Here is a 15,780-nt window from a genome sequence, read left to right as displayed (position 1 = left end):
TTTTCGACCCGAACACCATTTCCTTAAACGCTATAAAGTGATTGAATTCCAAGGATGAAGGTATCGAAGGTTAAATCCGGCAAATCGGCATCTTCTGTTTCGCGTAAGAAAGTCGAACAGGGGCATGGGGCTGCATTCGCCGAACATCTAAAAGGCGCTGCTGCGGGCGCGGGCCTGTCTGCGTCAACAGAGGCAGGCGCCGTAAATTCTGTGGATGCCATCCTGGCGGTCCAGGAGGCTGATGATCAAACCCAGCAACGAGCTCGACGTTTGGGCGTTCAATATGGCGGCGACGTGCTCGAACACCTGGAAGATTTACGCCGGGATTTGCTTGTCGGGTCCATCGAAAAAGAGAAATTGAGCTCTCTTGCGCAAAAAATGCGCGCCCATCGACGTCAAACAGTTGATCCCAAGCTCAATGAAATCATTGATGAGATCGAGTTGCGTGCGGAAGTCGAAATCGCCAAATTAACGCGTAAAACCTAGAATTTAAGCCAGTTTTTGGTGGTTTTGCCGGAAATTTCCGGTTTTTTTTGGCACATTGAATCCAGTTAAATCTGTGTCAATGAAAAAGCCCTCTTGCGGCCCATCGCTTGCAGCCCTATATTCCGCGCCAAATTTTAACGTGGTCGATATCTACCTTTGGGAAATGCGATGGGGAAAGTCAAAGCAATGAATGTGACGCTTGCACCGGATTACAAACCTTCCAAAAAAGAAGAGTTCATGAATCCGCATATGAAAGAATATTTTCGCCAGAAACTTTTGTCCTGGCGGGGCGAACTCCTTAGCGAGTCTAACGAAACCCTGCAGCATCTTCAGGAAGGTGGCGTCCAGGAACCCGACATTTCTGATCGGGCTTCTATTGAAGCCGATCGCGCCCTTGAACTTCGCACCCGTGACCGGGCCCGCAAGTTAATCTCAAAAATTGATGAAGCGATGGATCGAATCGAGCAAGGTGAATACGGGTACTGCGAGGAAACCAGCGAACCGATCAGCCTGTCCCGACTCGAAGCCCGTCCGATTGCGACGTTGAGCATCGAAGCGCAGGAACGTCATGAACGGATGGAAAAAACCCATCGCGACGACTAGATCAAACTGCATTTTAATGCAGATACTTTGATCGATTTTGATTGATTTTATTAAGTTGCCCTGATCCCGGTTTATCACGGAACAACAAAAAAAGGCCGGCGCTCAGCGCCGGCCTTAAGTTTGTCCAGATACAGTTTCCTGAAATCTAGAACGGGAAGATAATATCCCAGATTTGCGTTCCCCAGCGCGGTTTCTGGAGTTCGCTTAAGGTTCCGCGTCCACCGTAGGCGACGCGCATTTCGGCAATAGAGGTATGGGCGATGGTGTTGTCGGATTCGATATCGCCGGGTCTGACAACGCCGCTGACCATCAGTTCACGAATTTCCTTGTTCACCAGCATTTCCTGACGACCCATGATCACCAGATTGCCATTGGGCAGGATCTGGGTAACAACGGCGGCCATGGAAAGCGACAAGGCTTCCGAGCGGGTAATGTTGCCGGTGCCTTCGGTATCCATAGCGTTACCAAAGCTCATCACCGATGCATTGGCCAGGGCTTGCGGAAGCACCTTGGTGAATTCCGCTTCAAGTCCCAACAGATTGGTAACGTCGGTGTCTTCTGTGTCAGCACGGGTCCTGGTTGTCGTGTTGTCCAGGGTGGCGCTATCGGTGAAGTCCATGGATACGGTCAGGATGTCACCAATCTCTTTGGCCCGGTGATCCTTGAAGAATGCCCGCGCGCCGGCCCGCCAAAGTGAATTTGGATTTTCTTCAGCCAATTCCGGAGTCGGCATGGGCATACTGACCGGCCGGTATTCAGGTTGCGCTGTCGGGTTGGTAATCTCGGTTAGTTCGGGGCCGTTGCCGACTTCCGCCAACCGGCTCATTGTGCTGGTGCAGGCAGAAAGGCCAGCCATCAGGACGAGGGCTGGGATCAGCCTGAGTGTTTTGTCCGGATGTGATATTTTCATCATTTTTCTCCAAGTCTCTGCTAGTTCATGGCCAGGTGACTGGCTGGCGTGATGGTGACCACGCCGGGCCCGGAAACGACGGCCTGAATAACGGTATTGCTTTGCGTGTTGGTGAGACGGATAACGTCCCCGTCAGACCCGTTGTCGATGGCCTGACCTTGCGATGTCAGGGTCATCATCGGGGTTTTCAAAATCATCGTGACCAGAGAACCCTTTTTGACAATGACCGGACGCTGCACGTCTGAACTGCGGATCGGTGAACCGGAACGAAGTCCGCGTTTTGGTGTCTTGCCAATAAGATCATCAGGGTGCATGACGATATCAGGCTGAATCCGCTCTGATGGTGTTTTGATCCATACGATGTCTTGTGAGCCGATCAGTTCGCCTTTCAACATCCGGCGGTTGGTAACCGGCACACTCAGCATCTTTTGCAGACGCCCGGTGACCCTGGTGGATTTTGAATCCGGGGTTGAGACAAAAGCCGAAAAACGTTTTGTGCGTTGATCATAATCAACGTTCTCGACAATGACCCTGGCCAAGGAACTGGACGGCACGTAAAGGCGCATGGACCGGTTGCTCAATTCCACAGTCATTTCAGGGTCGGCGCCCTTGTCGATCAGGGCGGCGAGAATGTGATCTTCGATTTCCTCGCGACCAATGGTTACCGTTTCGCGTTTCACCACGGCCTGTTGTTTCAGGCTCAAAGGCTTCCATTTAAGACCGTAAGCGTTGGCGGCCCGGTACAACCAGTTGGCGTCGAATACGGCCCGCTTCCCGGGTTCCGGGGCATAGGCCACGGCAATGGTCGCCTTTTCCCCGGCCCCGTCGAAAAAGTCGCCAAGCATAACAAGCGTGTTGTCGACAGTGATGTTCTGGCGCAAAACAACCTGATCCAAAGCAGGCTCAGAAGCCACCCGGGCGTTTTCGCTGCCTGCCGCAGGGACGACAAAGGCGAGCAGCAACAACAGGCTTAAAACGAGGCCCAGGAACATTGGCGGGTGATCATGTAATCTTTTCATCATCTTCCTAAACTCCTCACCTCATGTTGGCGACGGTGCCCATCATTTCGTCGGAAGTCTGGATTACTTTCGAATTCATTTCATAAGCCCGCTGGGCGGAAATGAGATTGGAAATTTCCTCGACGGCGTTGACGTTGGAAGTTTCAAGAAACCCCTGCAAAATGGAACCGAAACCGGTCGAAGCGGGGGCTCCGGTGGAGGGACTGCCCGATGCCGGTGTTTCCGTATACAGGTTGTTACCCATAGCCTGGAGGCCGGCATCATTGGCAAAAACAGCCGTTTGAATTTGACCAACGTTGGATAACTTCACCTTGCCTTCGATTTTGGCCAAAACTTCACCACTGGCATTGACGGTGACGTCAATGGCGTTGGATGGCACTGTAATACCGGGAATCAACTTGTAGCCGTCGTGGGTGACAATTTCCCCATTGGCATTTAACTGGAATGTGCCGTCACGGGTGTAGGAGGTTTCACCACCAGGAAGCTGTACCTGGAAGAAACCCTTGCCCTGAAGTGCCATGTCGAAGGTGTTGTCAGTGGCGCTCAGGTTGCCCTGTTCGTGAATTCGGTAAACCGCCGCCAGTTTGACGCCCAGTCCCAGCTGTACACCTGATGGAACGATGGTCCCGGCATCCGAAGATGTCGAACCGGCTCGTCTCAGGTTCTGGTAAAGCAGGTCGTGGAATTCAGTGCGTCTTCGCATAAACCCGGTGGTATTCATGTTGGCGAGGTTGTTCGATACGACCTCGACGTTGCGTTGCTGGGCTAACATGCCCGTCGCTGCAATATTTAGTGATCTCATTTTCCCGTCCTTTCCTTAGGTTCTGACCGGCTTTACGCCGGTTTTGTCTTTGTGTTTAGCGTTTACGTTCGTTGTTAAATCAACGCTGTGCCGGTTTTTATGCCGGGGTAGCGAATTCCTTGATCATTTCCTTCATCCGTTCATCCTCACGACCAACAAAGCTTTTGGTGCTCTCGTAAGAACGTGCGACCTGGATCATTCGCGTCATTTCGGCAATGGGCTGGACGTTTGATCCTTCGAGCATGCCCTGAACAATTGTTGGTTGTTCGACCGGGGTTGCCCCCTGGGTCGTGCTGTACATGCCGCCTGCGACAACCCGCATATCCTGTCTGTTGGCAAAGCTGACCACGGCCATCTTGCCAAGCACCCCGTTTTCCGTTGAAAGGGTGCCATCGGGGGCGACATCGATACTGGTGTCTTCGGGGCTCATGAAAAATGGTTCACCACTGTCGGACAACACAGGGTCACCGTTGCGGGTGACCAGTTGGCCGGTGGAGTCCATCTGGAAGTTACCATTTCGGGTATAGCGTTCACCGCCTGGCGTACCAAGGACGAAGAAGCCCTCGCCGCTGATCGCCAAGTCCAGGGGGTTACCGGTTTTTTTGAAGGCCCCTTCGGATAAATCCTTGGCCGTTGCAATATCGCGAACGAAGGCCAGTTTATCGCCACCAATCCGTTCACCGCCACGGCTGCGAACCAGATGTTCGACGAACATCATCTTCTCGCCTTTAAACCCGGTGGTGTTCATATTTGCCAGATTATTGGCGATGACATCCATTGAACGGCGGAGTACCGCCTGTCTGGATACGGCTATCAGTGATGTATTTTCCATTTCTTACAATCCTAATTCCCAAAAGCTTCACGTTCCCGACAGCAACCTTGCACAGGTCATGCCAACAAGGAGTTTTATTTGATTTCAATAACTTGTGGTGATGTAGGCGGTTCAGGACAGGGCCCAACAGACGTTCCTTACCCGTCGCTGGGCAGCTTTTGCCCCATTTTGGCTATCAAGCTGATTACTGTTCGTAAAACAGCAATAGAAGGGGGAGAAATATGGCTCCTGCTCTCAATGACTTGTTAACCATCAGGGTCTACATTTATTCACACGCACTATAAGAATCAGCGTACTGTTTCGTCCGTATCAACTTTAGTTTTTCTGAGAATAACCAATGGCCGACGATGACGATGTAGACGAAGATCTGGACGAAGACGGCGAAGACGAAGATGAAGAGGGTGGATCCTCCGACGGGGGAGGAAAGAAAAAGCTCTTTATCATCATCGGATTGGCGCTGTTGCTGGTTATTGGTGGCGCGGCGGCGGCTTATTTCACCGGCTTGCTGCAGCCACTGATCGATATGATTGCGGGTGATGGCGCGGCCGAGGATGAGGACGCCATTGCCCAGGACGCCATTTTTTATGATTTACCGGAGCTTCTGGTAAATCTCAGTACGACGGGACGTAAATCAACCTTTTTGAAGATAAGGATCGCCCTGGAACTGGAAAAACCTGAAGACGTACCGGTAGTAGAACGCGTGATGCCCAGGATTGTTGATAATTTCCAGGTCTACCTTAGGGAACTCAGGGTCGAGGATTTAAAAGGATCGGCGGGAATGTACAGGTTGCGTGAAGAATTGTTGAAGCGGGTTGGTGCGGCAATAGCCCCGGCCAAGATCAACGATGTTTTGTTTAAAGAAATGCTTGTTCAGTAGGTCCCGCAAGGGCCCGTGACGAGTAGGTCACTTTAGGGTCTGCAAATTAATGACGACGGAAGCCAACAAATGACAACACCGGCAGACGACGAAGTCGATCAAGAAGCCATGATGGCCGAGTGGGAAGCTGCCGAAGGCGGTGACGACGACGACGGTGGCGGCGGCGGTGATGGCGGAGACGGAGACGATCAGGACGATCTAGCCGCCGAATGGGAATCCATGATGGCTGGCGACGGCGGTGATGGTGGTGGCGACGGAGCCGCGGCGGCCAGTGATAGCGGGGCCGGTCAATCCACCCGAGTTCTCAATCAGGACGAAATTGATTCACTGCTTGGTTTCGATGACGAGCATGATGATGGCGATGAAACGTCGGGCATCCAGGCTATTCTCAACAGCGCCCTGGTATCCTATGAACGTTTGCCGATGCTGGAAGTCGTTTTCGACCGTCTGGTTCGTCTGATGTCGACATCACTTCGTAATTTCACTTCTGACAACGTTGAAGTTTCGCTCGATAATATTGCTTCTATCCGTTTTGGCGATTATCTCAATTCAATTCCCTTGCCAGCGATGTTGAGTGTGTTCAAGGCCGAGGAATGGGACAACTATGGCCTGATCACAGTCGATTCATCACTGATTTATTCGATCGTCGATGTCTTGCTTGGCGGGCGTCGTGGTACGGCAGCCATGCGTATTGAAGGGCGTCCCTACACGACGATTGAGCGTTCCCTTGTTGAGCGCATGGTTCATGTCATGTTATCGGATTTATCGGCGGCGTTTGAACCCTTAAGCCCGGTAACGTTCCGTTTTGACCGACTGGAAACAAATCCCCGGTTTGCAACGATTTCCAGACCTTCCAATGCCGCCATTGTGATCAGATTGCGTATCGATATGGAAGACCGTGGCGGACGGCTTGAGATGATGCTGCCTTACGCGACCCTGGAACCGGTACGTGAACTTCTGTTACAGATGTTCATGGGTGAAAAGTTTGGTCGTGATTCGATCTGGGAAACCCATTTGGCTGAGGAATTATGGCTGACAAACGTTGAATTGGAGGCAGTCCTTGACCAATTGACCATGAAACTGGGAGATGTCTTCAAACTTCAGGTCGGTTCGCAGTTGATGCTGGGGGCGACGCCAACTTCCAGGGTACATTTGCGTTGCGGTGAAGTGATGTTGTATACCGGAAAAATGGGTCGAAAAGGCGAGAAAATGGCCGTCAAGATCGAGGACCGCCTGATCCAGAGCGAGGAGGACGGATTTTGACATTGTCACTGGGTTTTGATATCGCGTTTGCCGTGTTGCTGGTGATTACCATCGGTTATGCGGTTGTGCTCAATCGTAAACTTGGTAATTTGCGCCGCCACAAAGAAGAGCTGGAAAAGCTCGCCCTTACTTTCAGTCAGTCAACAACGCGTGCTGATGACAGCATACAACGCCTGAAGAGCTCAACCGATGTCCTGCAGAAGGGTATAAATAAAGCCCAGGGATTGCGTGATGATCTTTCCTTTTTGATTGATAGGGGAACCTTGGCGGCGGATCGTCTTGAAGAAGGCGTGCGCGGAACCAGAAATACCTCAGATGATGCCGCGTCGGCTATGCCGAAACGCCCTGTGGAGGGAATTGAAACAATTTCGGATGCTATTGCAGCGCGCAAGGGAATGAAGGATACCGGTGTTAAAGCCTTTGCAGGCGCAGACGCCAATACAGATGAAGAACTCGATGAGCAAAAATCACAAGCCGAAAGGGATCTGATCGAAGCCCTTCGCCAGGTTCGCTAGGGTGCTCTTGATGCAAGGTTCAAAAAGATTATGAAATTTCGCTTCTTACCAACCATGATTTTTGCCGCCGTTCTAATGTTGAGCGTGCGTATCGGCAATATCTGGGATGGCGTCGACGGGGCGCTTAACAGTCACACTTCGGTTGGCGATTCCATATCTGTTGCGAGCGCCAGGGCCCAAAGCACAGAGGCACCGGCGGACGGTGAAGCAGCAGACCAGGCAGAGGTTGAACAGGTTCCAGCTGATGAGGATGACCCCGAGGCGGTTTCTCGTCTGGTGACCAATGATCCGACGTTGTTAACGCAGGCGGAAATTGACTTGTTGCAACGTCTTTCTGATCGCCGGGAACTCCTTGAAACGCAGGAAAAAGAGATGGAAATGCGTGACGGCTTGCTGCAGGCAGCCGAAGAGCGTATTGACAAAAAAATTGCCGAATTAAAGAATTTTCAAAGCACAATCGAAAAGCTGATTAAAACCTATGATGATCAGCAGGTGGCCAAAATCCAGAGCCTGGTCAAGATATACGAGAATATGAAGCCAAAAGATGCGGCGCGAATCTTTGAAGAACTGGATATGGATACCCTGCTTTTGGTGAGTGAACGCATGAAGGAGCGTAAATTGGCGCCGATTATGGCGAAGATGAATCCGGCCCGGGCAACTGAAATAACCGTTGAATTATCAAGGTTAAGGAATTTGCCAAACGAAACGAATAGTTCTGGTGGTTAAATTTAAAAGGTTGCGATACCCATCCCCTTGATTTAATTAATACTACGGGAATTGGGGCACATGTTAACGACACATTTGTGAATTTATTACATGTGATTTTGCGGCTGGCTATGATGGAGTGATAAATGGCTGTCGATATGAATATGAACGTCTTGATCGTTGACGATTACAAGACGATGTTGAGAATTTTACGTAATCTTCTCAAGCAATTGAATTTTAACAATATTGAAGATGCTACCGATGGCAGTATGGCCCTTGAAGTTCTTCGTACCAAAGATATTGGTATGGTGATTTCTGATTGGAATATGGAGCCAATGACGGGTATTCAACTGCTTCGAGAAGTGCGCGGCGATGACAAACTGAAACATCTGCCTTTCATCATGATTACGGCGGAAAGTAAGTCTGAAAACGTGATCGCCGCCAAGGAAGCTGGTGTATCGAACTATATTGTTAAGCCGTTCAATGCGGAAACTTTGAAATCCAAGATTACCAGTGTGCTTGGAGAATTCTAGGAGGCAGCCATGCCTACCGCAAAAAAAACAGCTACCCGTGTGACCAAGCCTGTAAAAAAGGCCGTCGCTAAAAAGTCTGCGGAAAAAAAAGCAGCAGCGAAAAAAGTCGGTACGACCAAGGCGCGCAAAGCGGCGAGAGTTGTCGGTAAAGTGATGAAATCGGTCAAGGGTAAAGCACCCAAAACATCTGATCTTTTCGCTGAACTTGAGGCTCTGGCAAAATACATTCAGGACGCTAAAAAAGAAATCGCCGCTCTTAGTCCCGATGAGGTCAAAGAGGATTTCCTGCCGACTGCATCTGGTGAACTCGACGCTATTATCGAGGCTACAGCTGACGCCACCAACCTGATTATGGATTCGACGGAAATAATCGAAGAAGTCATGTCGGGTTTGAAAGGCAAAAATGCCGATCAATTGATGGCAGCGACAACCAGCATTTATGAGGCCTGCGGTTTTCAGGATATTACCGGCCAGCGCATAACCAAAGTCGTCAGTACACTTAAAGAGATTGAGGAAAAAGTCGACGATCTGGTTGCTGTTTTTGCCGGTAATTCAACAAGCCAGGCTAAAAATTCAAAAAAGAAGGCAGCTTCAAAAGGTAAAAAAGAAATCACAGACGAAGATCTGTTAAATGGCCCGCAAGCAAGCGAACAGGCCAAATCCCAGGCGGAAATCGACGCGTTATTAGCAAGTTTCGACTAAGCCACTAGGACCACATGCCCTTGCAAGAGGAGTTTCACGATCCCACAGAAGGCCACGGCGGAAGCAGCCTAGCGCTGTTTTTGGCATTGTATCTGCTTGTTCTGGCATTTTTTATTCTGCTTGTCAGTATTTCGACCATCGAGGATGTAAAATCGCAAGCGGCGATGGATAGCCTTTCATCTTCATTTACGACAATCCTGCCACCTAGCCTGCGGCTGACCGCCGTCAGCAATTCTCAAGGCGAGGTCCTGGCCGGTCAGCAATTCCAGGAACAGGTAACCAATATTTTCTCGACGACCATTCAGGTAACCAAGGTTGATGTTGTTCAGCCGGGCCGCCTGATGCGTGTGCAACTTGCAACCGATATCCTTTTTGAAACAGATCAGGCCAACATAAGGGAATCCCAAAAACCACTACTTGACCGGATCGTCGCATCGCTCAGTGGTCGCCCGCCCGGGTTCCGCTTTGATATGGAATTCGTCATTGGCAGTTCCTACGAAACGGGAAAAATAATGCCTATTGGGCAAACCCTTGAAATGTCGCGTGCGGGTGCCTTTGTGCGCGAAATGATGTCACGCGGGGTGCCGCCCGATAGTGTTGCCGTCGGCATACAGCCGGGTGATCCTAAAAAGACCAACATCTGGTTTTTCGTGCGAAGCAGTGACGAGACCCGCCTGAAATTTATCAAAATTGATAAAAAGGATGGCAAATGAGCGCCTTTGACAACCAGATGGATGAAGAAGACATCCGCATGGAGTCCAAGAAGAATATTGCCTGGATGCTGACGTTCACGGATCTGGTATCTTTGATGCTGACCTTTTTTGTGCTGCTGTTCTCCATGTCCAATATCAAGGTTGATCGCTGGAACGACGTTATCGACGCGCTGTCACAGAGCCTCAATCCATCAAGTACCAAGGCGCAATCTTCAGCTACGGCCAGCTTTAACATTGCCACCTTGTTCCGCAAGCGGGCAATCAATCTGGATTATTTGACGTCCGTACTTGATGAGGCGGTTGCCAAGGATGACTTATTGGCTTCTTCCCAACTGATGCGGCTTGAGGATCGCCTTGTCATTGCCCTGCCGGGTGATCTTCTGTTCCAGCCAGGCAAGGCGGTGCTGGCCGAAAACGCCAGAAAAGCTTTGTTTAATCTGGGCGGTGTCCTGCGAAATATCGGCAACCAGATTGGCATTAATGGCCATACGGACCCGGCACCACCCACGGGCAGCGACTACACATCAAACTGGGAATTGTCCATGGGCCGGGCGACGGCGGTGGCCAACGCTCTTATGCGTGCGGGTTACACCGAAGACATCGTCGCTTTCGGTTATGCCGACAGCCGCTTCAAGGAACTTCCCGATATGCCCGCGGCGGAACGTCGAACCCTCGGTCGCCGTGTTGATATCGTGGTTTTCCCGACAGTCGGTGAATTTTGATGGGCAACCGGCATCTTCATCGTCGCTATAAAACTGGTCTGATCATCGGACTGACTATTCTCGCCCTTGGCGTGACGGCGGTTAAGGCTGAGCCGGTCAAGGTGCGTGCTGCTACCCATGAAGGTTATGGTCGTATTGTTTTTAACTGGTCCTCGCCCGGGCCATACAAGGTTGAAACAAACGGTGGTCAACTTGTTGTCAGTTTTGGCCGGGCCATTGAACCCGCCCTGGCAGGGGTGGTTAGGAATTTATCCAAGTATCTGAGCAGTGCCGCGCCCGGAGCCGATGGTCAAAGCGTTGTATTTGGCCTGAAGGATTCGTATGAGGCACGTGGTTTCGACATGGGGGCGGCTGTGGTAGTCGATATCGTTGAAGCAGTTGTAGCCAAGCCGGCAACCGCAGAGGCTGCAAAACCACAAGCGCCCGCTCCAACGGCCGCACCTGTTGAGAAAGCGACCAGGGGTCCCGCCGTAAATGTTCGCAGTGGTGTCCACACGGACTTCACCCGTATCGTCTTTGACTGGCCAAACAAGGTGCCTTACCGGCTTGAACAGGCAGGCGGGACGGCGACGATCATTTTTTCCCGACCAGCACAATTGGCAATTGCCAAGTTGCAACGACGTCCGCCGAAGCTCATTTCTGCGATCAGCTCCCAGGCGACCGATGGCGGTGTTTCGGTGACATTCTCGGTTGATGAGACATCCCGTGTTCGTGATTCCCTTTCCGGCTCTAAAGTGATTGTTGATGTGATGAAGCCGACCGGAGAGGCACTTCCAAAACAAGTGGCGCAGGTGGAAAAAAAGGCCCCGGAACCTGCTAAAAAGGAAGTTGAAAAAAAGGTCACAGTTGCCGCACCCGCGCCAGCCGCCGGGCCAGCTCCTGTGTTAACTCCTGCGCCAGCGCAATCAGTGGTATCGGAAAAATCTGTCGAGAAAGTCGCCCAGGTTGCCGCGCTAGAGCCAGCGGCTCCGGCACCAGCACCGGCACCGGACCAGCAAGCGGCAATCGGTAAGCCGACGGCGCTTACCCCGCCTGATCGAACCAAGAAAAGCGCCCTGTCGGAAGCCGATCAGACTTCCCTTAACCAGATCGCCGGGATCAAAATTCTTGATGGTTCATCAGCGGTCGCCGCCGGGGCAGTGGCAGCGGGCGCAACGGGCAAGCCGGTCAAGGCTTCGGCTGTAGAGAGCGGCGCCGATGCCGTTGGAATTCGCATCGATTGGGATGAACCGGTGGCTGCCGCCGTATTCCGCCGTGCAGGATATTTGTGGATTGTGTTTGATAAAAATACAACGATGAATATAGCCGATCTGAAAGCTGCCGGCGGCAACATCATCCGCTCTTTGGAACAAGTCCCCAATGAAAACGCCACGTTGCTCAGGTTGGCGACGGTTTCAAATATTAACCCAACCATGAAACGCGACGGTCTGGCCTGGATTATGGAATTTCGCCAGCAACCCATCGCCCCGACGACGGTCATTGATGTCACCCCGCAACCCAATTCACCCATTGGTGCGCGCCTTTTCCTTTCGATTACGGAACCCGGCAACGCCATTGTGCTGACTGATCCTGCCATCGGCGATACCCTTGTCGTGGTCCCGGTTATTCCTTTGGGTTATGGCATCGCCCAGACTCACGACTATCCTCAGGCCCGCATTCTGGCAAGTTCCCAGGGGTTGGTCATTCAGCCTCGTGCCGACGACTTGCGTGTCCGACCATTGCGTCAGGGGGTCGAAGTGACCAATGCTTCTGGCTTGCAAATATCCCCGGTTGCAGCAGCCCTGGCAGCGGACGCAAAACTTGGCGACGGGCTGATGATCCGCTCGCTGACCCGCTTGTTTGATCTGGACAGATGGCGTCAGGCAAATCTCGATACTTTCGAGGAAAACAAGTGGAAGTATCAGATGGCGGCGGCGACTGCTTCATCATCGGGTCAGGAAAAAGCCCGTATGGATGTGGCCCGCTTCTATTTTGCCAATGGTTTCGGGGCAGAGGCTCTTGGCGTCCTTAAAATTGTTGCCGAAAATCGCCCGGAAATTGCAGAAACAGAAGAATTTCGTGGTCTGCGCGGGGCTATTAACGTGTTGATGGCGCGCTATGATGATGCCCGTGAAGATCTTCATCATGAAAGCCTGGATAAAAATGACGAGGCCCGTTTCTGGCGGGCTACATTACAGGCCTATGAAGGTGATCTGTACGGTGCGGCGGCTGACCTCAGGCGCATGGCGGCAATCACACGGCCCTATCCGCGGGCCCTTAAAATCCCGTTGGAAACCCTGATTGCAGACGCCGCCATCCAGCTTGGCGACATCAAACAGGCAAACCGTTATCTGGAGGCCATGCGCGCCGATAACCCCAACCCGGCCCAATCCAGCGAGATCGATTATGTGGAGGGGCGATTGCTCGAACTGTCTGGCGATTTTGATGGTGCTGTCGGTAAATGGGAAGAGGTTCAGGAAGGCCCGCACCGGCCAAGCCGGGCCAAGGCCGCCGTTGCCCGTACCGAATTGTTGCTGAAATTGAAACAGATCGACGATTTTGAAGCCATCATCGAGCTTGAAAAATTGCGCTTCGCGTGGCGCGGCGGCGAGTTTGAATTTGAACTCTTGCGCCGTCTGGGTGATTTGTATGTGGCAGTGGGCGATTACCGGAATGGTTTGCGGACCATGCGTCAGGCGGCGACTCATTTTCGCGATAATGAAAAAGCTCCCGAAGTGACCCAACAGATGACGGACGCTTTTGCCGGACTGTATCTTGATGACAAAGCTGATGATCTGGCTCCGATCACCGCCATCGCCCTGTATGATGAATTCAAGGAACTGACACCGCCGGGCGAGAAGGGGGATGAGATGATCCGCCGCCTTGCCGACAGGCTTGTCGATGTTGATTTACTCGACCGTGCCTCTGCCCTTTTGCAGGGGCAGGTGGAATTCCGACTGGAAGGGGTGGAAAAGGCCCGTGTCGGGGCGCAACTGGCGCTGGTCCACATTCTTGCCCACGAATATGAGCAGGCCATACAAACCCTTGATGAGTCAGACGGCGAAGATCTGCCCGAAGAACTTGCCGCTCAGCGTCAACATTTGAGGGCCCGTTCACTGATGGGTCAGGAGCGTATCGAAGATGCCCTGGCATTGCTTAAAGACGATAAGTCTCTGGATGCCGACTTGTTGCGTCAGGAAATATTCTGGAACGAACACGACTGGGTACAGGCTTCACAAATCCTCAGCCGCTTGCTTAGAACTTATGAGGCCAAGGCAGGGCAGCCGCTGGATGATCTGCAAGGCGGTTTTGTGCTCAACCAGGCCATCGCCATGACATTAAGCGGCAATGAGCGCGGCATTGACCGGTTGCGCCGCGATTTTGGCGTCGCCATGGACGACACCCAGTTTCGCGACGCTTTCCGGCTGATTGCCAGCCCGCAGACCCTGGGGCTGATCAGTTTTTCCTCTATCGCCGGCAAGGTAGCAGATGTGGAGAACTTCCAAACTTTCATGGATGCCTATCAGGAGCGCCTGAACGAACTTAAACTCAGCGCCATAAACTAGAATTCCTCCAAGCTATGCGTCAGACGTGAAGCTGCGTTGCAGCATTGGCGCTTATCCCGAAATATAAAGACCCTATATTGGCTTTATCAAATTCAACAATTGATGTTGATCCAAATCAAGGAGCCATAAGATGAAAAATATTGCCAACGATCACTTGTTACAGCTTCACCATGCTGCGGTGATGGAAGCCGCCCACGATGCGCGCTCCAAGGAACTTGCCCGCCTGTTCGGCAAGGCTGTCCGCGCTATCAAAAGCCTGTTCAGTGACGCAGCCAGCAAAGAAAAACCCGTCAGCGAAATGTTCAAAAAGACGCCTGCAAATGCCAATGCGAAAAAAGATGAGCACTACCTGGCTGCCTGATGAAGCAAACTGAACAGTAGGTTTTTGATGTCAAAGAACGAGCTCGAGATTGATCGGCTCAAGGCAGTTGATAAAGAACTTGCACAGGCCGATGCCGAATTTGAACACCAGCAACGCCGCTATAACGACCAAATGGAACGCAATGGGGGCCATGATTGGGGTTTTGGGGAAGACCTGAAGCGGATCATTCAAAACCGGCAGTCCATTGCCAAGGAACGGGCTGAAATAGCTACGAAACTCGGCAAGTTTTATCGCTAGTGTGATGGTTCTAAAGTTCGGCGCATTAAATGCGTCGAACTTTAGAACCATCACACAAGATTTTATAGATTAGTGGCCTGCTAATCCCAAAAATTCATGCCATGAATTTCTGGGGTAGGACACTAGAGGAAAAACATAAGTCGACCATGCGAACACCCGGATGAAGCTGTTTAAAAGTTTCAGAAAAACCCTCAACATCCTCGATTTCATAGTTTCCCGTCGCCGTCATGCTCTGGTATCCCAAATCCACAAGGGAAGATGCGATCTGCGTCGTTGAGTGAGCGGTGACGTTGATGTAGGCCCTGTGGTCGGGGAATATCTGGGCCAGACTTATTGATTGGTCACCGTCATGAGCCAAAAAACAGGTGAAGAAAACGAACCTGGGTTTGTTCTTTTCAATAAGGGCGATGATGGCTGATAAATTGTCAATGTACGGAAGGGTTATGGCGCAAATCAGGACATCGATATCTGCTTCCAGGTCATTTGGACTGGTTATGAATTGTACGTTGTCAGCCTCCAGAAGAATCTCGCTGATACTGGTTTTTGCGCCACTGTCAGCGAGGTATATGGGCCTGTTGCCGGAAAATATTTCTCTGCCCCTTTGGCAGGCTTTGTCGTTATCGATGACCGTGTAATCTATGCCCATCTTTCCCCGGGTCACATTCATAAGGTGTCTCAAGGCCGGAAATACCTGACCAACGCCACCCCCAAGATCCAATATTTTAAGGGCCTTGCTTTGGTCGGCGGGGAGGAATATCTGTTTTGAATAAACGGAAAGAAAACTGTAGGCCTGTGGAATTTGCAGTTTTCTGGCTAAAACCTGGCACAGGAATTCATTCAGTTTTTGTTCGCTATAATCGACCCACGCGTCGCTTCTGAAAACGTTTTGGGCGTCATAGTCAGATTTTTCATCAAGAGTGACAAACATACCCGG

18 protein-coding genes are annotated in these 15,780 nt (G+C 51.5%); 13 read left to right on the top strand and 5 right to left on the bottom strand.

Translation table 11 applies throughout. From position 1 onward, the window contains the following. Positions 1 to 54: 54 nt before the first annotated feature. Both HOL66_14850 and dksA read left to right on the top strand, forming a co-directional pair. Entirely contained in the window at positions 55 to 486 is a 432-nt protein-coding gene (locus HOL66_14850; protein ID MBT5245514.1) for a hypothetical protein, read from the top strand. A 186-nt stretch (positions 487 to 672) separates the two neighbouring features. Continuing rightward, positions 673 to 1,089, top strand: a complete 417-nt coding sequence (gene dksA / locus HOL66_14845; GenBank protein MBT5245513.1) for an RNA polymerase-binding protein DksA — start codon at positions 673 to 675, stop codon at positions 1,087 to 1,089. Between the two features lie 145 nt (positions 1,090 to 1,234). On the opposite strand, the gene HOL66_14840 is transcribed toward dksA, so the two are convergent. The 4 genes from HOL66_14840 to flgF form a co-directional block, all read right to left on the bottom strand. Continuing rightward, positions 1,235 to 1,999: a flagellar basal body L-ring protein FlgH gene (locus tag HOL66_14840; protein MBT5245512.1), complete on the bottom strand. Its 765-nt coding sequence runs from the start codon at positions 1,997 to 1,999 to the stop codon at positions 1,235 to 1,237. Positions 2,000 to 2,019: 20 nt separating this feature from the next. Beyond that, positions 2,020 to 3,021 carry a flagellar basal body P-ring formation protein FlgA gene (gene flgA, locus HOL66_14835; GenBank protein MBT5245511.1) on the bottom strand — a complete coding sequence of 334 codons (1,002 nt, stop codon included), beginning with the start codon at positions 3,019 to 3,021 and terminating at the stop codon, positions 2,020 to 2,022. Between the two features lie 13 nt (positions 3,022 to 3,034). After that, entirely contained in the window at positions 3,035 to 3,820 is a 786-nt protein-coding gene (gene flgG, locus HOL66_14830) for a flagellar basal-body rod protein FlgG (GenBank protein ID MBT5245510.1), read from the bottom strand. A gap of 97 nt (positions 3,821 to 3,917) precedes the next feature. Then, complete coding sequence (gene flgF, locus HOL66_14825) at positions 3,918 to 4,652, bottom strand: flagellar basal-body rod protein FlgF (protein ID MBT5245509.1); 735 nt, start codon at positions 4,650 to 4,652, stop codon at positions 3,918 to 3,920. 337 nt (positions 4,653 to 4,989) lie between these two features. Here flgF and HOL66_14820 point away from each other — a divergent pair, with 337 nt between their 5' ends. The 11 genes from HOL66_14820 to HOL66_14770 all read left to right on the top strand — a co-directional run bounded on the left by HOL66_14820 (position 4,990) and on the right by HOL66_14770 (position 14,846). Then, positions 4,990 to 5,529, top strand: a complete 540-nt coding sequence (locus HOL66_14820) for a flagellar basal body protein FliL (protein MBT5245508.1) — start codon at positions 4,990 to 4,992, stop codon at positions 5,527 to 5,529. A 69-nt stretch (positions 5,530 to 5,598) separates the two neighbouring features. Next, positions 5,599 to 6,792: a flagellar motor switch protein FliM gene (gene fliM, locus HOL66_14815; protein MBT5245507.1), complete on the top strand. Its 1,194-nt coding sequence runs from the start codon at positions 5,599 to 5,601 to the stop codon at positions 6,790 to 6,792. Beyond that, on the top strand, positions 6,789 to 7,307 hold the full coding sequence (locus tag HOL66_14810) for a hypothetical protein (protein ID MBT5245506.1): 519 nt from the start codon (positions 6,789 to 6,791) through the stop codon (positions 7,305 to 7,307). Before fliM ends, HOL66_14810 begins: the two co-directional genes overlap by 4 nt. 30 nt (positions 7,308 to 7,337) lie before the next feature. Further along, positions 7,338 to 8,033 (top strand): hypothetical protein, encoded by a 696-nt coding sequence (locus HOL66_14805; GenBank protein MBT5245505.1) that lies wholly within the window; start codon positions 7,338 to 7,340, stop codon positions 8,031 to 8,033. Positions 8,034 to 8,158: 125 nt separating this feature from the next. Then, a complete protein-coding gene (locus tag HOL66_14800; GenBank protein ID MBT5245504.1) occupies positions 8,159 to 8,545 on the top strand; it encodes a response regulator in 387 nt (128 codons plus the stop codon). Between the two features lie 153 nt (positions 8,546 to 8,698). Then, positions 8,699 to 9,247 (top strand): chemotaxis protein CheZ, encoded by a 549-nt coding sequence (locus HOL66_14795; protein ID MBT5245503.1) that lies wholly within the window; start codon positions 8,699 to 8,701, stop codon positions 9,245 to 9,247. Positions 9,248 to 9,261: 14 nt separating this feature from the next. Then, positions 9,262 to 9,960 (top strand): hypothetical protein, encoded by a 699-nt coding sequence (locus tag HOL66_14790; protein MBT5245502.1) that lies wholly within the window; start codon positions 9,262 to 9,264, stop codon positions 9,958 to 9,960. Between the two features lie 17 nt (positions 9,961 to 9,977). Then, a complete protein-coding gene (locus tag HOL66_14785; protein ID MBT5245501.1) occupies positions 9,978 to 10,682 on the top strand; it encodes an OmpA family protein in 705 nt (234 codons plus the stop codon). Next, positions 10,682 to 14,227 (top strand): tetratricopeptide repeat protein, encoded by a 3,546-nt coding sequence (locus tag HOL66_14780; protein MBT5245500.1) that lies wholly within the window; start codon positions 10,682 to 10,684, stop codon positions 14,225 to 14,227. Before HOL66_14785 ends, HOL66_14780 begins: the two co-directional genes overlap by 1 nt. Positions 14,228 to 14,357: 130 nt before the next feature. Next, positions 14,358 to 14,588, top strand: coding sequence for a hypothetical protein (locus HOL66_14775; protein MBT5245499.1), 231 nt, complete (start codon positions 14,358 to 14,360; stop codon positions 14,586 to 14,588). A 27-nt stretch (positions 14,589 to 14,615) separates the two neighbouring features. Then, a complete protein-coding gene (locus HOL66_14770; protein ID MBT5245498.1) occupies positions 14,616 to 14,846 on the top strand; it encodes a hypothetical protein in 231 nt (76 codons plus the stop codon). Positions 14,847 to 14,940: 94 nt separating this feature from the next. On the opposite strand, the gene HOL66_14765 is transcribed toward HOL66_14770, so the two are convergent. Further along, on the bottom strand, positions 14,941 to 15,774 hold the full coding sequence (locus tag HOL66_14765) for a hypothetical protein (protein ID MBT5245497.1): 834 nt from the start codon (positions 15,772 to 15,774) through the stop codon (positions 14,941 to 14,943). Between the last annotated feature and the right edge of the window lie 6 nt (positions 15,775 to 15,780).

It is taken from the genome of Rhodospirillaceae bacterium, assembly GCA_018662005.1.
Lineage (GTDB): Bacteria > Pseudomonadota > Alphaproteobacteria > Rhodospirillales > JABHCV01 > JACNJU01.
This window is presented reverse-complemented; position numbering and strand designations above follow the sequence as displayed.